This is a genomic window from Streptomyces sp. NBC_01481 (assembly GCF_026339995.1).
Taxonomy (GTDB): domain Bacteria; phylum Actinomycetota; class Actinomycetes; order Streptomycetales; family Streptomycetaceae; genus Streptomyces.
In genome coordinates this window covers 216,873-236,137 of the sequence record NZ_JAPEPT010000007.1, presented here as the reverse complement: position 1 = coordinate 236,137, position 19,265 = coordinate 216,873, and the positions used below count along the sequence as shown (strand labels likewise).

Here is a 19,265-nt window from a genome sequence, read left to right as displayed (position 1 = left end):
TCGTAGGGAGACAGGCGTGGGGCGCACGGCGACGACACGCAGGCGCGCGCTCATCGCGACGGGTGCGGTCGCGGTCACGGCGTTGACGGGCTGTTCGAACGAGGAGCCGGAGCGCCGACGCACCGCCGGCTCGGCTCCCGATCCGGCGCGCGCTCGGGCGACGCTGCGGCGGCGGCTCGCCGCGGAGAGCGGTGCTCTGCGTGACCAGTACGACGCCGTCATCGCGCAACATCCGGCCCTGGCAGGGCAGTTGGCCGCCCTGCGGGCCGCGGTCGCCGAGCATGTCACGGCGCTCGGAGAGACGACGCGGGTGGCGTCGGCGACACCGGTTCCCGCCGATGCCCCGGCCGCGCTCAGATCACTGGCCGCGGCCGAGCGCCGCACCTGCGACGCGTACTCCGCCGCGCTCCTCGACGCGGAGCCGGAGCTGGCGCGGCTGCTCGCCTCGGTGGCGGCGGCCGGCGCCACGCATGAGTACCTGCTGACGAAGGGGGCTCGCGATGAGCACGCTTGACGCCATACAGGCCGCGCTCGCGGCCGAGCACGCGGCGGTGTACGGGTACGGGGTCGTCGGCGGCCGGATCGGCGAGGCCCGCAGGGCCGAGGTGAAGGCCGCCTACGCCGCGCACCGGGCCCGCCGTGACGCGCTGGCCCGCACGGCCCGCGACCTGGGCGGCGAGCCCGCCGCGTCGGCCGCCGCGTACGCGCTGCCCTTTCCGGTCCCGGACGCGGCCGCGGCCCTGCGGCTCGCCGCCGTGCTGGAGGACCGGGTCGCGAACGTCTACTCCGACCTCGTACGGGCCGCGGGCGGACCGCTGCGGAAGGAGGCTGCGGGCGCGCTGCGCGAGGCGGCCGTCCGCGCGGTGCGCTGGCGCGGCAGCGGCGTAGCCTTTCCTGGGCTCGCCGAGCGGTCCGGGAGTCGAACAGGCTGAAGGGGAAAAGGATCAACGAACGCATGGCTTTCGAAGCGCCGCAGCGGCTCGTCCGGGCTCTGGGCGAGAGTGACGACTGGCTCGGGCAGCTGCCCAAGACCGTCCAGGAGGCGGCGGACCGCTGGGAGCTGGACGTCGAGCGGGTGATGGCACCCGGCGGCCGGAGCAGTCTGGTCCTTCTCGTACGCCGGCCCGACGGCACGGCCGCGGCGCTCAAGGTCGCCCCGCCCTCCGCGTCCCCGCCCCTGGAGCGGGCGGCGCTCGCGCACTGGGACGGTTTCGGCACGGTCCGTCTCCTCGGCGCCGGGGACGGCGCGCTGCTGCTCGAACGGCTGCATCCGGAAGTCTCGCTGCGGTCCCTGCCGGAGGCCAAGGCGCTGCTGGAGGCGGCGGGGGCGGTGCGGCGGCTGTGGGTCGAGCCTCCGGCGGACCACGACTTCGAGACGGTCGCGGAACGGACGGCACGTCAGGCGGAGGCGATGCGGGCGTCCGCCGGATCGGCCGGGCTGGTCTCGGCGGCGCTCTCGGCGCGGGACGAGCTCACTGCCCTGTCCCCCGAACTCCTGCTGCTGCACGGCAACTTCCGCCAGGGCAAGGTCCTCGCGGCCGACCGCACCCCCTGGCTGGCGGTCGGCCCCGAGCCGCTGGTCGGAGAGCGCGCCTACGACCTGGCCCGGCTGGTCCGCGACCGCGTCGAGGACCTGATCGCCTCCGCGGCGGGAGCGTCGGCGGCCCGCCGCAGGGTGAACAGGCTGGCGGACTCGCTCGAGGTGGACGCGGACCGTTTGCGGGGGTGGACGCTGTTCAGGGCGGTGGAGTCGGGTACGCGGGCGATTGCTGCGGGGCGGCGGCGGGAGGGGGAACTGGCGCTGGAGTTCGCGGGCTGGTTGTAGTTCCCCACCCCGCCCCTTCCCGTAACTAGGGCTCCGCCCCAGACCCCGCGCCTCAAACGCCGGAAGGGCGTACGGGGGTGTGGGGGCTTGCCCCCAGTTCGGGAAGGGGCGGGTAGGGGACAAGGCCCGCCGCAGGCGCTACCCCCGCAGCCGCGACACCGCCTCCGCCACCGTCAGCTCCTCGCGCTCACCCGTCCGGCGGTCCTTCAGTTCCACCACGCCCTCCGACGCACGACGTCCCGCCACCACAATCTTCGGGACGCCGATCAGCTCCGCGTCGGTGAACTTCACACCCGGCGAGACACCCGGCCGCTCGTCGACGAGCACCCGCAGGCCCGCCGCCGCCAGCTGCTCCGCGACCTCCAGAGCCAGCTCCGTCTGGAGCGCCTTGCCCGCGGCGACCACGTGGACGTCCGCCGGGGCGATCTCGCGCGGCCAGCACAGGCCCTTGTCGTCGGCCGTCTGCTCGGCCAGGGCAGCCACCGCGCGGGAGACGCCGATGCCGTACGAGCCCATGGTCACCCGGACCGGCTTGCCGTTCTGACCGAGGACGTCGAGCTGGAAGGCGTCGGCGTACTTGCGGCCCAGCTGGAAGATGTGGCCGATCTCGATGGCGCGGTCGAGCTTCAGCCCCGCCCCGCACTTGGGGCACGGGTCGCCGTCCTCGACGACGACCACGTCGAGGTAGTCGTCGACCGTGAAGTCCCGGCCCGCGACGACATTGCGCGCGTGTGTGTCGGGCTTGTTCGCGCCGGTGATCCACGCGGTGCCGGGCGCGACCCGCGGGTCGGCGATGTAGCGGACCTTCTCCAGGCCCTGCGGGCCGACGTAGCCGCGTACGAGGTCGGGGCGGCCCGTGAAGTCCTCAGCGGTGACCAGCTCGACCTCCGCGGGGGCCAGGTGGTCCGACAGCTTGCCCAGGTCCACCTCGCGGTTGCCGGGCACACCCACCGCGACGATCTCGCCGTCGACCTTGACCAGGAGGTTCTTGAGCGTGGCCGAGGCAGGGACGCCCAGGTGCTCGGCGAGCGACTCGATCGTGGGGGTGTCGGGGGTGTCCAGCTCCTCGACGGGACCGTGCCCGGCGGCGTCGACGGCCTCGGCCGCGAAGGTCACGGCCTCGGTGTTCGCGGCGTAGTCGCAGGAGGGGCAGTAGACGAAGGTGTCCTCGCCCGCCGCGGCCGGAGCCAGGAACTCCTCCGACGCCGAGCCGCCCATCGCGCCCGAGACCGCCGAGACGATGCGGTGCTCGAGCCCGAGGCGCCGGAAGGTCTTGATGTACGCCTCGCGGTGCAGCGCGTACGACTCGGCCAGGCCCTCGTCGCTCGTGTCGAAGGAGTACGAGTCCTTCATCTGGAACTCGCGGCCGCGCAGGATGCCCGAACGCGGACGCGCCTCGTCGCGGTACTTCGTCTGGATCTGGTAGAGGATCACGGGCAGGTCCTTGTAGGACGTGCACTGATCCTTGACAAGCTGGGTGAAGATCTCCTCGTGCGTCGGGCCGAGGAGGTAGTCCGCGCCCTTGCGGTCGTGGAGGCGGAAAAGCTCCGCGCCGTACTCCTCCCAGCGGCCCGTCGCCTCGTAGGGCTCCTTGGGCAGCAGCGCCGGCAGCAGCACCTCCTGCGCGCCGATCGCGTCCATCTCCTCGCGCACCACGCGAGTGACGTTCTCCAGGACCTTCTTGCCCAGCGGCAGCCAGGACCAGATACCGGCGGCGTTGCGCCTGACGTAACCGGCGCGCACCAGAAGCTTGTGGCTGAGCGTCTCGGCGTCCGCCGGGTCGTCGCGCAGTGTCTTGACCATCAGACGGGACATGCGCTGGACCTGGGCCATGGTGAACTCCTGCTCGGAATGTGTGATGAGCAGGAGGTTAGCCGGGCCGCACCGGCAGGCGGAAATCAGTTGTCGCGCAGCAGCGGCAGCGGGGCGCCCATCACGGCGTACGGACTGGGTGCACTGGGGAACATCACCTGGCGCGCGAGGTCCTGGTAGCCGAGCGCGCGGTACAGGCCGCGGGCCGGGCTCTCGATGTCGATCGCGGAGAGGATCGAGCGCGGCTGCTCGACGCTGTCGGTGATCGTGGTGATCAGCGAGCGGCCGATGCCGCGCCCCTGGAAGCCGGGGTGGACATGGAGCTCGGTGATCACGAAGGAGTCGTCGAGCCAGCTGTCGGTGCCGTTGCGGCGCAGATACGGCTCGACGACGGTGGACCACCAGTGGGTGCGGCTGTTGGGCATGCCGTACACGAAGCCGACGAGCCGTCCCGTCTCCGTCAGCGCGCCCAGCGCACGCGCGCCGGGGTGCAGGAGATGCCGGTAGACGATATGGCGGCGCACCTCGACCTCGTCGTCGCTGAGCCCGAAAGCGAGGGCCTGCACCGCGAGGGCTTCGTCGATCCGCGCGGAGAGATCGACCGGGGCCACGACGACGCTGGGGGTCTGCGGTCCACCGCCTGAGAGTGCTGCCATGCGCGAACCCTACTTTGCGCGGCTCGAGGTCAGAACAGCACGCTCATGAAGGCGCCGACCTCGCTGAAACCGACCCTGCGGTATGCCGCTCGGGCTGCGGTGTTGTAGTCGTTGACGTAGAGGCTGACGACCGGGGCGACGTCCGCGAGGGCGTAGCGCAGCACGGCCGCCATGCCGGTCTCGGACAGCCCGCGGCCGCGGAACTCCGGTGCCACCCAGACGCCTTGGATCTGGCAGGCCTCGTTGGTGGCCGCGCCGATCTCGGCCTTGAAGACGACCTGGCCGTCGTCGATGCGGGCGAACGACCGTCCGGCGCCGACGAGTTCGGCGACGCGGGCCTGGTAGAGCAGTCCGCCGTCGCCGGCCATCGGCGAGATGCCGACCTCCTCGGTGAACATCGCCACGCAGGCCGGCATGATCACGTCCATCTCGTCCTTGCGGATCCGGCGGACGTACGGGTCGGGCTCGATGCCCTGGGGAATCTGCTGGGTGACCATCAGCGGCTGGTTTGCGCGTACGTCCCTGGCCGGGCCCCAGCTCGGCTCCAGCAGCCCCCACAGCTGGGAGGTGGGCTCGGCGGGGCCGACGATGGAGGAGCAGCGGCGGCCGGCTCTGCGCGCCCGGTCGGCGAAGGCGCGCACGGCCTCGGGGGTGGCACAGATGGGGACGAGGTTGGCGCCGGAGTAGCACAGCGAGCGCAGCCGCCCGTCGGCGTACCAGCCCCACATCTCACCGCCCAGGCGCCACGGGTCGAGTCCGGCGACCTGGACGCGCGACGTGATGAAGGCGTTGGCGACAGGCTCGCTCTCCAGGATGGCGAGCGCTGCGCCGAGGTCACTGGGGTCGAGGACCCGGGTGGTGGTCTGCGTCAACACGAGGGGGCCTCACCATACGGTCTGCTGATCTCCGAACTGTACCTGGCAGGTCCAGGGCCTGCCGAGCTCAGCGCAAGGGGGTGCCTTGTGGATCAGGCCGGGTCAGCGAGCGGCCCGCCGCGGAGCGGCTGATGTCACTGTGGTGCGTGCGATCGCAAGGCGGAGGAAGGAGCCCACGCGGAGCGTAGGCGACTGACGACAACGCAGCGAGCGTGCGTGCCAGGGCACGCGAGCCCGGCAAGATCCACAAGGCACCCCCTTGGCCCGCTGAACGCCCTGGGGCGTACAACGGGGCCGGTACGCGCTGATCAGCTGACGGAGACCTCGGGCTCGCCCGACAGAACGCCGTCCTTCTCCATCTGGTCGGCGATCTTCAGCGCCTCTTCGATGAGGGTCTCGACGATCTTCGACTCGGGGACGGTCTTGATGACCTCGCCCTTGACGAAGATCTGGCCCTTGCCATTGCCGGAGGCGACGCCGAGGTCGGCCTCGCGGGCCTCGCCCGGGCCGTTGACGACGCAGCCCATGACGGCGACGCGCAGCGGCACCTCCATGCCCTCCAGGCCGGCGCTGACCTGGTCCGCGAGCTTGTAGACGTCGACCTGGGCGCGGCCGCACGACGGGCAGGAGACGATCTCCAGGCGGCGCTGCTTGAGGTTGAGGGACTCCAGGATCTGGATGCCGACCTTGACCTCTTCGGCGGGCGGGGCGGAGAGCGAGACCCGGATGGTGTCGCCGATGCCCTCGGAGAGCAGTGCGCCGAAGGCGACGGCGGACTTGATGGTGCCCTGGAAGGCGGGTCCGGCCTCGGTGACGCCGAGGTGGAGGGGGTAGTCGCACTGGGCGGCGAGCTGCCGGTAGGCGTTGACCATGACGACCGGGTCGTTGTGCTTGACCGAGATCTTGATGTCGCGGAAGCCGTGCTCCTCGAAGAGGGACGCCTCCCAGAGGGCGGACTCGACGAGCGCCTCGGGGGTGGCCTTGCCGTACTTCTTCAGCAGCCGGGCGTCCAGCGAGCCCGCGTTGACGCCGATACGGATCGGGGTGCCGGCCTCGCCCGCCGCCTTGGCGATCTCCTTGACCTTGTCGTCGAACTGCTTGATGTTGCCCGGGTTGACCCGGACCGCGGCGCAGCCCGCGTCAATCGCCGCGAAGACGTACTTCGGCTGGAAGTGGATGTCCGCGATGACGGGGATCTGGGACTTCCGCGCGATGGTGGCGAGCGCGTCCGCGTCGTCCTGGGTGGGGCAGGCGACCCGTACGATCTGGCAGCCGGAGGCGGTGAGCTCGGCGATCTGCTGCAGCGTCGCGCCGATGTCGGAGGTCCGGGTCGTCGTCATCGACTGCACGGACACGGGCGCGTCCCCGCCGACGGCCACGGAGCCGACCTGGATCTTGCGACTGACCCTCCGGTCGGCGAGCTTCGTCGGAACGGACGGCATTCCGAGAGAAATTGCAGTCATCTGCTGTGCAACCCCAAGGTGTGGATCGAGGTCCCGAGATCGGCGGGCTCCAGGCTCCGAGATTACGGCACGGAGGTTGACCGGAGCACATCGCAAGGGAAACGCCACACAAAGGTGAAGGCCGGACACAAAGGGTGTCCAGCCGTCACCAAAGGGATCATTCAGCTGATTTTGACCGGGTTGACGATGTCGGCGACCAGCACGAGCAGGGTGAAGCAGATGAAGATTCCCGCCACCACATAGGCGACCGGCATCAGCTTGGCGACGTCGAAGGGACCCGGGTCGGGACGCCGGAACACCTTGGCGATGTTGCGGCGTACGGACTCCCACACAGCTCCCGCGATATGTCCGCCGTCCAGCGGCAGCAGGGGCAGCATGTTGAACAGGAACAGGGAGAGGTTGAAGCCCGCGAGCAGCATCATGAACGTCGCGATGATGCTCTGCGTCGGGACGTCCAGGTTGAGCACCTCACCGCTGATGCGGGCCGCGCCGACCACGCCGACCGGGGAGTCGGCCTTGCGCTCGCCGTCCGAGAAAGTCGCGTTCCACAGGTCGGGGATCTTGGACGGAAGCGCGACGATGGACTCGACGCCGTTCTCGAGCATGTCGCCCATGCGGTCCACGGAGTCGGTGAAGGAGAGCGGCAGGATCTCGGTCCGCGCCGCGAAGCCGAGATAGCCGGCCTCGACGAAGTCCTCGGGAACGGGCTCTCCGTCCGCGTCCTTCCTGACCACCAGGTTCTTGGCAAGCGTGGCCTTGAGGACCTGCTGCTTGCCGTCCCGCTCGACGGTGATGGCGGCCGGGCCGATCGTCTCGCGGATGTGGTTGGACAGCGTGGTCCAGTCGGCGACGGGCTCTCCGTTGAAGGCGACGATCTTGTCGCCCACCTTCAGGCCGGCGGCCTGGGCGGGCGAGACGGGGTCGCCCTTCTTGCAGGTGTCACGGTCCTCGCTCTGCGAGATGACGCACTTCTGTACGCCCGCGACCTCGGTGGTCTGGGTGGCGAAGCCGTACGCCATAGCGACGCCGAGGAAGATCGCGACGGCGAGGACCAGATTCATGAACGGTCCCGCGAACATCACGATCACGCGCTTCCAGGGCTTGCGCGTGTAGAAGAGACGGTTCTCGTCGCCGGGCTTGAGCTCCTCGAAGGCCGCCGAGCGGGCGTCCTCGATCATGCTGCGGAACGGCGAGGTGGACCGCGACTCGATCCGGCCGTCGTCGCCGGGCGGGAACATCCCGATCATGCGGATGTAGCCGCCGGCCGGGATGGCCTTGATCCCGTACTCCGTCTCGCCCTTGTGCCGGGACCAGATGGTCGGGCCGAAGCCGACCATGTACTGGGGCACCCGGATACCGAAGAGTTTCGCCGTCGACAGATGGCCGAGCTCGTGCCAGGCGATGGAGATCAGCAGGCCCACAGCAAAGAGAGCTATGCCGATAACCGTCAACAGAATCGTCATGCGCGAGCCTCCGCTGTCGCCTTCACTGCCAGTTCCCGCGCCCGTGCCCGGGCCCAGGTCTCCGCTTCCAGGACGTCCGCCACCGTGAGCGGAGTTCCCCTGGCGGGCACACCGTGCTCGGTGACGACTTCGGTGACCGTATCCATGATTCCGTTGAACGGCAGCCGCCCGGCGAGGAAAGCGTCCACGCACTCCTCGTTCGCGGCATTGAACACCGCCGGGGCTGTTCCGCCCAGCTCCCCCACGTGCCTGGCGAGTCCCACCGAGGGGAAGGCCTCGGTGTCGAGCGGGAAGAACTCCCAGGTCGAGGCCTTGGTCCAGTCGAAGGCGGGTGCGGCGTCGGGGACCCGCTCGGGCCAGCCGATGCCGATGGCGATCGGGCCGCGCATATCGGGCGGGGTGGCCTGGGCGAGGGTGGAGCCGTCCGAGAATTCCACCATGGAGTGGACATAGGACTGGGGGTGGACGACGACCTCGATGCTCTCGAAGGGGATGTCGTAGAGGAGATGCGCCTCGATGACCTCAAGACCCTTGTTGACCAGCGTCGCGCTGTTGACGGTGATGACCGGGCCCATCGCCCAGGTGGGGTGCGCGAGGGCGTCCTTGGGAGTGACATCCGCCAGCTCGGCGCGGGTACGGCCGCGGAACGGGCCGCCGGAGGCCGTCACCACGAGCTTGCGCACATCGGCTCTCGTCCCTGCCGCCAGCGCCTGGAAGAGGGCGGCGTGCTCGGAGTCGACGGGGATGATCTGGCCGGGCTTGGCGAGCGCCTTGACCAGCGGCCCGCCCACGATGAGCGACTCCTTGTTGGCGAGGGCGAGGGTGCGGCCCGCTTCGAGGGCGGCGAGGGTGGGCGCGAGGCCGATGGAGCCGGTGATGCCGTTGAGCACGGTGTGACAGGCGGATGCGGCAAGCTGGGTGGCGGCCTCGGGGCCCGCCAGGATCTCGGGTACGGGTTCGGAGCCGTACTGCTCGGCCAGCGCCTCGCGCAGTGCGGGCACCACGTCCTCGCGGGCCACCGCGACCGTGTCGACCCGCAACTGCCGCGCCTGCTCGGCGAGGAGTGCGACCCGCCCGCCGGCGGCGGAGAGCGCGGTGACACGGAAGCGGTCGGGGTTGCGCAGAACCAGGTCGATGGCCTGGGTGCCGATGGACCCGGTGGAGCCGAGGACGACGATGTCGCGGCGGCCTTCGGTCGCGTCGAAGGCGAGATGCGGGTCGGCGAGGGGGGATGGGCTGTCGCTCATGACCCCATTGTGGCCGTAACTGCTGTCCGACTGGACAGTGCGTCCCTATGCGCCGCTCTTCGCGCCCGCAGCGAACTTCTCCCACTGGGCGTTCATGACCTCTTCGGGCACCTTTCCGATGTCCTTGGTACCGAGGAACTCGGCGCGGAAGGACAGGGTGGTCGAGCCGGAGCGGACGACGGTCAGGTACTCGTACAGCTTCAGCTTCCCCTTCACATCCAGGACGGTGAAGCGGTACGCCCTGGCCTCGTCCCCGAAGGCGGGCGCCTTGACGGGCTGCACGGTGAGGACCGTCGCCCTGGCGAGGGCACGCTCCTCGATGTAGCCCCCGGCGCACGAGGTTCCCGCGGTGGCCAGTGCCTTCATGACGGCGGTGGCCCGAGCTTTCTCGTACGACCGCAGCTGTACGGCAACGCTGAGTCCGGCCATCTGTCCGGGTACGTCGACCTCACGGTTGACCTCGGCGGCGGGGTCGTGGGCGGTGGCGCCCTTGGCGAGGCTGACGAGGGGCCGGCAGACGGCGGGATCGGCGGTGTAATCCTCCCCGAGCGGCCCACCGAGGGTGTACTCGGATGCGGTGTACGCGCCGACCTTCTCGCCCTCGGTGAAGGAGACGGCCTTGAGTTGCGCCTCGGTCAGGGCGGCGGGGGCGGCAGCAGGGGGCTTGTCGTCGGACTTCTTCTCCTTGGCGCCGTCGCAGGCGCCGATACCGCCGAGGACGACCGCCACAAGGGCGGCCGTCCCTAGGCCCTGTCCGGCCGATCTTGCCGGGCTCGCGTGCCCTGGCACGGCACCTCGCTGCGTTGTCGTCAGTCGCCTACGCTCCGCGTGGGCTCCTTCCTCCGCCTTGCGATGCACCACGCCAGACCCCGCTCGCTGATCCGGCCTGATCGACCGGACAGGGCCTGGTCGGTCACTCCGATTCCCCGCCCCGAACATCCCTGCCCCGTTTCCGTGTTGACCGTGATCCGTGATCAGAGGTCGATTGTGGGGCAGGGGCGCCGGAGCGGTCGAGCAATCAGCGGATCGGACGGTGGAGGTTGGTGCGTTCGGACGCGCCGGGCGTCGCGTCGGCGATCCAGGGGCCCTCGCCGCTGGGGTCGACGATGCCCTGTTCCAGCCAGGTGTACGAGCCGGACAGCACGCCGTCCACGACCTTGCGGTCCAGGTCGTCGGTGTTGGACCACAGGCGCGTGAAGAGCTCCTCGACGCGGATGCGGGCCTGACGGCAGAAGACGTCGGCCAGTTGGTACGCCGCGCGGCCGTGGTCCTCGCTCGTGCGCAGCAGCTCCGCGCGTACGCATGCCGCGCTCATCGCGAAGAGTTCCGCGCCGATGTCGACGATGCGGCCGAGGAAGCCCTGCTTGGTCTCCATCCTGCCCTGCCAGCGGGACATGGCGTAGAAGGTGGAGCGGGCAAGCTTGCGGGCCGAGCGTTCGACGTAGCGCAGATGGCCGGAGAGATCCGCATGGCCCGCCGGGTGGAACTCGCTGTACGTGCGCGGGAGTTGACCCGGTCCTGCGACCAGTTTGGGCAGCCAGCGGGCGTAGAAGGCGGTTGCGTGGGCGCCGGCCTTGGCCTTGTCGCCGAGCGACTTGTCCGGGTCGATCAGGTCGCCCGCCACCTTGAGGTGTGCGTCGACCGCCTCGCGGGCGATCAGCAGATGCATGATCTCGGTAGAGCCCTCGAAGATGCGATTGATGCGCAGGTCGCGCAGGATCTGCTCGGCGGGCACGGCCCGTTCGCCGCGGGCCGCAAGGGAGTCCGCCGTCTCGAAGCCGCGGCCGCCCCGGATCTGGACCAGCTCGTCGGCCATGACCCAACCCATCTCGGAGGCGAAGAGCTTGGCCAGCGCGCCTTCGATACGGATGTCGTTGCGGTCCTCGTCAGCCATCTGACTGGACAGGTCGAGCACCGCCTCGAGGGCGAAGGTGGTCGCCGCAATGAAGGAGATCTTCGAGCCGACGGCCTCGTGCTTGGCGATCGGCTTGCCCCACTGCTCGCGCGCGACGGACCACTCCCGGGCGATTTTCAGGGCCCACTTGCCGGCCGCTACACAGGAGGCGGGCAGCGAGAGGCGGCCGGTGTTGAGCGTGGTGAGGGCGATCTTCAGACCAGCGCCCTCGGAGCCGATGCGGTTCTCCGCGGGGACCCGGACCTGGTGGAAGCGGGTTACGCCATTCTCGATGCCGCGCAGCCCCATGAAGGAGTTGCGGTTCTCGACGGTGATGCCCTCCGAGGCGGCCTCGACGACAAAGGCGGTGATGCCGCCCTTGTGGCCCTCGCTCTTCGGCACCCTGGCCATGACGACGAGCAGGTCGGCGACGACGCCGTTGGTGGTCCAGAGCTTGACGCCGTCGAGGACGTACGAGTCCCCGTCGGGCAAGGCCGTGGTCGCCAGGCGTGCAGGGTCGGAGCCGACGTCCGGCTCGGTGAGCAGGAAGGCGGAGATGTCGGTGCGGGCGCAGCGCGGCAGAAACCGCTCTTTCTGTTCGGGCGTGCCGAACATCTTCAGGGGCTGCGGTACGCCGATCGACTGGTGCGCGGAGAGCAGCACGCCGATGGCGGGGCTGGCGGATCCGGCAAGGGCCAGCGCCTTGTTGTAGTACACCTGGGTCAGGCCGAGGCCCCCGTACTTCGGGTCGATCTTCATACCGAGCGCGCCGAGTTCCTTGAGTCCGTTGATCACCTCGTCGGGGATCCGCGCCTCGCGCTCGATCAGCGCCCCGTCGATCTTCGTCTCGCAGAAGTCGCGCAGCTTGGCGAGGAAAGCCTCGCCACGCCGGGTGTCCTCGTCCGCGGGCAACGGGTGCGGATGGATCAGATCGAGGCGAAAGCGGCCGAGGAAGAGCTCTTTGGCGAAGCTTGGCTTGCGCCAGTCCTTTTCGCGCGCGGCCTCGGCGACCTGTCGCGCTTCGCGCTCACTGACCTTCGGAGTCTGTGTCGTGTCGAGTGGTGCGGACATGAGGCTCACCTCGCCGCGAGTCGGGGCTTCCGGGGCGTCGGCCGGGGCACACACGCTCTACCGACCGGTGCTACTCGTCCGTAGTACCCGATTCCTGCCCTCTCCACCAGTCCGCGTACCGCAGTGGAGGGAAGTGCGGGAGAAAACGGCAACGGCCGGAGCCCCCGCACAGTGGGCTCCGGCCGTCGGTCTTGACGCGTACGGGTTAAGGGCGCGCGGGCTACAGCGCGAGGCCCGTGAGGACCAGCACCCGCTCGTAGGTGTAGTCGTCCATCGCGTAGCGCACGCCCTCGCGGCCCACGCCGGACTGCTTGGCGCCGCCGTACGGCATCTGGTCCGCGCGGTACGAGGGGACGTCGCCGATGATCACGCCGCCGACCTCGAGAGCACGGTGGGCGCGGAAGGCGGTCTGCACGTCGTGCGTGAACACACCCGCCTGCAGGCCGTACTTGGAGTCGTTGACCGCGGCGAAGGCCTCGGCCTCCCCATCGACCTTCCGGACCGTCAGGACCGGTCCGAAGACCTCCTCGCAGGCCAGCGTGGTGTCCTCGGGGACGTCGGTGAGGACGGTCGGCGCGTAGGAGGCGCCGTCGCGCTTGCCGCCCGCGAGCAGCTTCGCGCCCGCCTGCACGGCCTCGTCCACCCAGGACTCGACGCGCTTGGCGGCGTCCTCGCTGACCAGCGGGCCGACGTCGGTGGCGCTGTCGGACGGGTCGCCGGTGACCTGGGCCTCGACGGCAGCGACGATCTTCGGCAGCAGCCGGTCGTACACCGTGGCGTCGGCGATCACGCGCTGCACGGAGATGCAGGACTGGCCGCCCTGGTAGTTGGAGAAGGTGGCGATACGGGTCGCCGCCCAGTCCAGATCCTGCTCGGACGCGAAGTCGCCGAGGACGACGGCCGCGCCGTTACCGCCCAGCTCCAGGGTGCAGTGCTTGCGCGGCACCGAGTCCATGATCGCGTAACCGACCTTGTCGGAGCCGGTGAAGGAGATGACCGGAAGGCGCTCGTCCTGGACGAGGGCGGGCATCTGGTCGTTCGGGACCGGGAGCACGGACCAGGAACCCACGGGCAGCTCGGTCTCGGCGAGCAGCTCGCCGATGATCAGGCCGGAGAGCGGGGTCGCCGGGGCGGGCTTGAGGATGATCGGCACGCCGACCGCGATCGCGGGGGCGATCTTGTGGGCGCAGAGGTTCAGCGGGAAGTTGAACGGCGCGATACCGAGGACGACACCCTTGGGGAAGCGGCGGGTGAGCGCGAGACGGCCCTGGCCACCGGCGTCGGTGTCGAGGCGCTGGGCCTCGCCGCCGTTGAAGCGGCGGGCCTCTTCGGCGGCGAAGCGGAAGACGGAGACGGCACGGCCGACCTCACCGCGGGCCCATTTGACCGGCTTGCCGTTCTCGGCGGAGATCAGCTGGGCGATCTCCTCGGTGCGCTCTGCGAGCCGGCGCGACACATGGTCGAGTGCGGTGGCGCGTACATGGGCCGGGGTGGCCGCGAACTCGTCCCGCACGGCATGCGCGGCGGCCACGGCCTCCTCGATCTGGGCCTCGGTCGGGACCGAGACCTGGCCGACGAGGCGTCCGTCCCAGGGGGAGGTGACGTCGAGGGCGGTCTCGCCGGTGGCCTCGCGGCCGGCGAGCCAGAAGGCGTGGGTGGAGGTCATGTCCCGGCCCTTCCGAGATAGATGGGGTGTCTCTGCCCCACGGTAGGGGCGGGAGGGCGCGTCGGCGTTTGTCCGGGGTGGAGTGGTGGGCGCGGCGTGTCCGCCGCTTTGGCCAGTCACCGGGATCGTGGTGAGCGTGGGCCGGGGGGCGTTGGCGGTTGCTGTCCGGTGGGTGGTTTCGCGGGCGAACCGCGACGGGAGGACGCGACGCCCGGCCTCAATCGCCGGCCCGGTGGGGAAACTAGCGGCGGCGTTCCGTCGAGACGATCAGGAAGACCCCCGCCACGACGACCGCACCGCCGAGGGCGATCGGCCAGGTCAGCTGCTCGTTCAGGATCAGCGCTCCGAGGAGGACGGCGACCACCGGATTGACGTACGCGTACGTCGCGACCAGGGACAGCGGCGCGGAGTGCAGCAGCCAGGCGTACGCCGTGAACGCGACGACCGAGCCGAAGACGACGAGATAGCCGAGCGCCGTCCAGGAGCGGCCGGAGACCTCGTCGAGGGCGAAGCCGTACTGCTCGCCCCGGCCGAGGCCCACCAGCAGACAGCCGATGCCGCCCGCGACCATCTCGTACGCACTGGCCGCGAAGGGATTGGCAGGCATCGGGATGCGCGAGGAGGAGAAGGAGCCCACCGACCACATGACGGTCGCCACGATCACGGTGAGGACGCCCCACAGGCGCACGTCACCGCTGAGGCCGGGCAGGGTCAGCACGGCCAGGCCCGCCAGCCCGAGCAGCACGCCCAGATAAGCGCCGAGGCCGGGCCGCTCGCCGAAGGCCCTGCGCAGCACGACCACCCACGCGGGCACGACGGCGATCAGCAGGGCGGCGAGCCCGGAGGGCACCGAGGTCTCGGCGAGTACGACCATTCCGTTGCCGCCGAGCAGGAGCAGCAGGCCGACCACGGCCGTGGATGCGAGCTGGACCCGGGTGACCTTGAGAGCCGCCGTCCCCTGCCGCCAGGCCACGAGCCCGGCGAGGATCAGCCCCGCGACGATGAAGCGGGCCCCCGCTGAGAGGAAGGGCGGCATGGTCTCCACGACGACCCGGATACCGAGGTAGGTGGAGCCCCAGACCACGTACACGATGGCGAGCGCGCCCCATACGGCTCCGGATATCCGGCGGCGGGGTTCGGCCGCCACGAGGGCGTCGGAGATGTCGGGCGCGGGGGTGTCCGAGGGGGAAGCGCCTGCCTCGGGGGTGCTGGAGTTGGTGGCCACGAGGCAGGACTTTAGGCACTTCGGCTGGCAAGTTCCAATGATTTTGCCCGACTTCGGGCACGAAATCGGAAGAATCAATGGCGCCCGCCGATTATTCGGTCGACGGGCCCGCCGTCGTCTTCAGCGCCAGCCACAGCTCCATACGTACGTCCGGGTCGTCCAGCGAGCGGCCCAGGATCTCCTCGACCCGGCGCATCCGGTAGCGCAGCGTATGGCGGTGGACTCCGAGGTCGGCGGCTGCCGCGTCCCACTGGCCGTGGCGCGAGAGCCAGGCGCGCAGCGAGGCGACCAGATCGCCCCTGCCGGTCGCGTCGTGCTCGTACAGCGCGCGCAGCATGCCGTCCGCGAAGGCGCGCACCGCGTCGTCCGCGAGCAGCGGCAGGATGGAGCCGGCGGCCAGCTCCTCGTGCTCGACGAGGGCGCGGCCGCGGCGCCGGGCCACCGAGAGCGCCTGTTCGGCCTGTTTGTACGCGCCTGCGGCGGCAATCGGCCCGGTCGGCGCCGAGAGCCCGACGACCACCTCGGCGTCCTCGGCCTCCTTGTCGGCGTACGCCGCGGTGCAGGCCGCGACGACCGCGCCCCCGTCCGCGGCCAGCACCACGAGACGGCCGTCGACGTCGGGGACGACGAGCAGGGGCTCGGGGGCCCGGGACGCCGCGGCCTCCAGCGATTCGGCGAAGGCCGGCAGCGGGTCCTCGGCGGCCGGGTCCGGCTCGCCCGCGAGTTCGGCGATCAGCAGCCGGAAGGGCGCGTCGAGCAGTCCGCCGTACAGGTCCCCGGCGACCGCGCGGGCATGGTCCTGCTGGCCGGAGAGCAGCATGCGCAGCACCGCGGCGCCGAGGCGCTGTTCGGCGGCCTGGAGCGAGCGCGAGCGCTCGGTGGTGAGGGTCAGCAGGGCGACGGCGGAGTGCACGGCATAGCGCTCGGCGGTGCCGAGCGGGGCTCCCGTGCCAACGGCCAGCGCGCCGCGGACCCGACGTCCGCTGCCCAGCGACTGCAGTTCGACCCGGTCGTCGTCGGTGTCGCCGACCACCGCGCTGGCGGGTGCGGGCCGCTCGCGCAGCCGCTCCACGTCGGCGGTGAGCCGCGCGGCCCGGCGAGCGGCCCATTCGGGAGCCGCGGCGACGACGGCACCGGAGGCGTCGTACAGCGCGGCCCAGCCGTCCACGGTCGCGGCGAGCCGGGCGACGACGGCCCCCGGGCCTTCGGCGAGCGCGGCCCGCGTCAGCTCCCGCTGGGCCTCGAAACCGGCCGTCACCGCGCGGTACTGGTCGGCCGCGATCGCCGCCGAGACCGCCTTGCTGATGGCGAGGAAGGGCGTGCGACGCGGCACGGCGAGCAGCGGCAGGTCCTCCTCCTTCGCGGCCTCGACCAGCGCGTCCGGGATGTCCTCGTAGTACACGCCGACCGCGAAGCCGAGCCCGACGACACCGGCGCCCACCAGCCTGCGTACGTAGCGCCGCATGGCCTCGCGGTCCTCGGCGTCCAGAGTCATCGCCGTCACCAGCAGCAGCTCGCCGCCCTCCATGTACGGCACGGGGTCGGCGAGTTCACTGACATGCGCCCAGCGCACGGGCGTCTCCAGCCGGTCCTCCCCGGCGCGCACGGTGAGTTTGAGCGCCGAGTGCTGGACGAGCGAGGCGAGCGTGGGCGGCATGGGGACCGGGGGCCCTTCGAGCAGAGGTGCAGAGGCAGACATGCGGGTGATTTCGCCGTCCCGTATGAACGGCCTACCTCGATTCTGCCAGGGCGTAGCAGTACGGGGATCTGCTCAGGTCCTCAGATCCACCAGAAGCGGCGGTGCGTGCTCGCCCCGTACGGTCGTCAGCGAGAGCACCGCATGCCCGGCGGGCACGGCGTGCGCCAGGTCGGAGGCAGACCAGCGGGCCCGCTCGACCTCGCGGACCGTGACCGCCTCGGCCGTGGCCGCCTTGCCGGTCACCAGGCGGCGCATCATGTGCAGCGCCTTGGTGAGGGGCTCGTCGGAGATGATCTGCCGGTTGGTGACGTCCCTGGTCTGCACCCACTCGGTGCCCCAGGCCTCGGCGAACCGGCCGCCGTCCCAGGGCGCGAGCCCGGCGAACGCCATCCGGCAGCCGACCGCGCCGAGCAGCGGGCCGCGCAGCGGCTCCGGCACGTCCTCCAGCGTGCGCAGCGCGAACACCACACCGGCGTTGGCGGAGCGCAGCCGCTGGACAGCGCGCACCGAGTCGGCGGTCACGGTGTAGGTCGCGTCGTCGAGGACGAGACACGCGAAGAGCGAGCGGTCCGAGCGGGTCAGCGCGGCCTCGTTGAACTGAGCGAGCACCAGGCGCGCCACTATGCGCGAGGCCTCGGCGTGGCCGCGCTCGGGCAGGTCGATACGGACCCGCAGCGGGTGCTCGATGGCGCGCAGCGAGAACTGCCGGCCGCCGCCGTCGGTGCGGAAGAACTCCGCGAACGCGGGCCGGTCCAGGAAGGCGATGCGCTCGGCGAGCAGGACGCCGATGTCGTCGGCGCGGGCCGACTGCCGTTCGCGGGCGTCCAGTTCACGCAGCTGGGCCGCCTCCCCGGCGGCCTCCAGCGCGGTGCGCAGTACGCCCACGGCAGTGGGCGCGCCACCGAGCAGCTCGCGCAGTTCGGGTACGGCCGGGAAGTGGCCGTGGACGCACTGGTAGGGCCCGATCAGCTGCGCCAGCGCGGTGGCGGCGCGCCTGCTGTCGCCGCCGGGCAGGGTGGCGGCGAGATCCCCGACCAGGGCCTCGGCGAGTACGCGGGCGGCCTCGTCGGGGTCCTCGGCGCCGCCGTAGAGGTCGAGGTCATGGGTCGAGTCGGGCCGGCCGACACCGATGACGAGGTCGAAGGCGTCGTCGGGGGCGAGCCCGGTGCCATAGGCCGTGACGGCGACGACGGCGGCGCGGTTGGCGAGCGCGAGCAGACACATGGACTCGACGACGGGCCGCACGAGCCGCACGCTCTTGCCGGACCCGGAGGGGCCGACGGCGAGCAGCGAGGTCCCGAGAAGCGCGGGTTCGAGGGCGACGCCGGTGGTGCGGCGGGCATAGGGGTTGCGCTCGTCGTCGACGGCGGTGCCGATCTTGACCTGGGCGGTGGCCAGATCGTGGGTGGCGGTGCGTACGGGCAGGTCGCGCAGGCCGGAGGGGTGCCCGCAGGCGGCGGCGCCGTGCTTGCGCACGGTGTCGGTGAAGGCGGCGAGCCGGTCCGGGCGGGCATGGACGCCCTGCCAGGCGCGCCGGATCCTTGCGTAGTCGACATCGCCGAGCGCGCCCGAGCGGGTCGCGTCGGTAAGGCTCTGCGCCGCGTCGAGGAGGCCCGCGGAGCGCAGGTCGGGCCAGTCGGCGGGGTCGGCATCGGGGCGCGGCGGCGGGGCGGTGACCGGCTTGTCGCTACGGAGCACGTAGCGTTGCCAGATCTCCGGCACGTGGCCGATCCGGCCGAAGAACACGAGCAGGCCGCCGCCAACGATCGCGTAGTAGGTGTACGAGGCGACGACCTGGGCCATGGTGCCGTTCCAGGAGTCCGGGGTGAGGACGAGGAAGGGCCACAGCCAATAGCGGCCGAGGTAGCCGTTCCACAGCAGTGACCACAGCAGCCAGCCGCTGAGCAGCGCGATGAGGGCGCCGGCGAAGAGCCGCCGGGCCGGAACGAGCTCCGGCTCCTCGTCGGGCCTGGCGCGGTGGCCGAGCCGCCAGACACCGGGCTCGGCGGCCGGGCGGGGGGTGCGCAGCCAGTCGGCGACGGCGGGGCGGGTGGTCGGGGCGTGGCCGGGGACGGCCGGGATCCCGGGCGCGACGGGTGGCCGCGCGGGCCGTGGCACCGGGTTGGACCGTGTGCCCCGTGCGTCGAATGTGCCTTCGGAATCCATGAACCGCTGCCCCCTGACCAGCCAGGCCCGCTCTGTGCACCCGTCAATCTAGTGCCCGCCGCGGGTAGTTCACAGGTTCGCCCCGCCCTGTGCGGTCTCTCCCGGGGGTCCGGGGGTCGCCCCCCGGGAAGACACAGCACAGGTTCGCCCCGCCCTGTGCGGTCTCTCCCGGGGGTCCGGGGGTCGCCCCCCGGGAAGACACA

The 19,265-nt window shown here is 71.2% G+C and carries 15 protein-coding genes; 3 read left to right on the top strand and 12 right to left on the bottom strand.

All coding sequences use genetic code 11. The annotated features are described in order from the left end of the window. Positions 1 to 16 precede the first annotated feature (16 nt). Genes OOK40_RS32995 through OOK40_RS32985 form a run of 3 tightly spaced genes read left to right on the top strand, consistent with a single transcriptional unit; the run spans position 17 to position 1,825 of the window. The gene (locus OOK40_RS32995) at positions 17 to 514 is read left to right on the top strand and encodes a hypothetical protein (RefSeq protein WP_266488957.1); all 498 of its coding nucleotides are present in this window, start codon (positions 17 to 19) and stop codon (positions 512 to 514) included. Then, entirely contained in the window at positions 501 to 932 is a 432-nt protein-coding gene (locus OOK40_RS32990) for a ferritin-like domain-containing protein (RefSeq protein WP_266488954.1), read from the top strand. Before OOK40_RS32995 ends, OOK40_RS32990 begins: the two co-directional genes overlap by 14 nt. 23 nt (positions 933 to 955) lie before the next feature. After that, the gene (locus tag OOK40_RS32985) at positions 956 to 1,825 is read left to right on the top strand and encodes an aminoglycoside phosphotransferase family protein (RefSeq protein WP_266488952.1); all 870 of its coding nucleotides are present in this window, start codon (positions 956 to 958) and stop codon (positions 1,823 to 1,825) included. 138 nt (positions 1,826 to 1,963) lie between these two features. Here the strand turns inward: OOK40_RS32985 and OOK40_RS32980 are convergent, their stop codons facing one another. The 12 genes from OOK40_RS32980 to OOK40_RS32925 form a co-directional block, all read right to left on the bottom strand. Continuing rightward, the gene (locus OOK40_RS32980) at positions 1,964 to 3,658 is read right to left on the bottom strand and encodes a proline--tRNA ligase (protein WP_266488950.1); all 1,695 of its coding nucleotides are present in this window, start codon (positions 3,656 to 3,658) and stop codon (positions 1,964 to 1,966) included. 65 nt (positions 3,659 to 3,723) lie between these two features. Continuing rightward, positions 3,724 to 4,293, bottom strand: a complete 570-nt coding sequence (locus OOK40_RS32975) for a GNAT family N-acetyltransferase (RefSeq protein ID WP_266488948.1) — start codon at positions 4,291 to 4,293, stop codon at positions 3,724 to 3,726. Positions 4,294 to 4,322: 29 nt separating this feature from the next. Next, positions 4,323 to 5,165 carry a GNAT family N-acetyltransferase gene (locus OOK40_RS32970; RefSeq protein WP_266489302.1) on the bottom strand — a complete coding sequence of 281 codons (843 nt, stop codon included), beginning with the start codon at positions 5,163 to 5,165 and terminating at the stop codon, positions 4,323 to 4,325. Positions 5,166 to 5,476: 311 nt separating this feature from the next. Next, the gene (gene ispG, locus OOK40_RS32965) at positions 5,477 to 6,631 is read right to left on the bottom strand and encodes a flavodoxin-dependent (E)-4-hydroxy-3-methylbut-2-enyl-diphosphate synthase (RefSeq protein WP_266488946.1); all 1,155 of its coding nucleotides are present in this window, start codon (positions 6,629 to 6,631) and stop codon (positions 5,477 to 5,479) included. Between the two features lie 161 nt (positions 6,632 to 6,792). Next, entirely contained in the window at positions 6,793 to 8,094 is a 1,302-nt protein-coding gene (locus OOK40_RS32960) for an RIP metalloprotease (protein ID WP_266488944.1), read from the bottom strand. After that, a complete protein-coding gene (dxr, locus tag OOK40_RS32955; RefSeq protein ID WP_266488941.1) occupies positions 8,091 to 9,341 on the bottom strand; it encodes a 1-deoxy-D-xylulose-5-phosphate reductoisomerase in 1,251 nt (416 codons plus the stop codon). Before dxr ends, OOK40_RS32960 begins: the two co-directional genes overlap by 4 nt. A gap of 45 nt (positions 9,342 to 9,386) precedes the next feature. Further along, entirely contained in the window at positions 9,387 to 10,070 is a 684-nt protein-coding gene (locus OOK40_RS32950; protein WP_266488939.1) for a hypothetical protein, read from the bottom strand. Between the two features lie 289 nt (positions 10,071 to 10,359). Continuing rightward, positions 10,360 to 12,306 carry an acyl-CoA dehydrogenase family protein gene (locus OOK40_RS32945; protein WP_266488937.1) on the bottom strand — a complete coding sequence of 649 codons (1,947 nt, stop codon included), beginning with the start codon at positions 12,304 to 12,306 and terminating at the stop codon, positions 10,360 to 10,362. 220 nt (positions 12,307 to 12,526) lie between these two features. Beyond that, positions 12,527 to 13,972 carry an aldehyde dehydrogenase family protein gene (locus tag OOK40_RS32940; protein ID WP_266488935.1) on the bottom strand — a complete coding sequence of 482 codons (1,446 nt, stop codon included), beginning with the start codon at positions 13,970 to 13,972 and terminating at the stop codon, positions 12,527 to 12,529. A gap of 241 nt (positions 13,973 to 14,213) precedes the next feature. Further along, the gene (locus tag OOK40_RS32935; protein ID WP_266489299.1) at positions 14,214 to 15,134 is read right to left on the bottom strand and encodes an EamA family transporter; all 921 of its coding nucleotides are present in this window, start codon (positions 15,132 to 15,134) and stop codon (positions 14,214 to 14,216) included. A gap of 154 nt (positions 15,135 to 15,288) precedes the next feature. Further along, a complete protein-coding gene (locus OOK40_RS32930) occupies positions 15,289 to 16,854 on the bottom strand; it encodes a PucR family transcriptional regulator (RefSeq protein ID WP_266489297.1) in 1,566 nt (521 codons plus the stop codon). Between the two features lie 114 nt (positions 16,855 to 16,968). Continuing rightward, the gene (locus OOK40_RS32925) at positions 16,969 to 19,062 is read right to left on the bottom strand and encodes an ATP-binding protein (RefSeq protein WP_266488934.1); all 2,094 of its coding nucleotides are present in this window, start codon (positions 19,060 to 19,062) and stop codon (positions 16,969 to 16,971) included. Between the last annotated feature and the right edge of the window lie 203 nt (positions 19,063 to 19,265).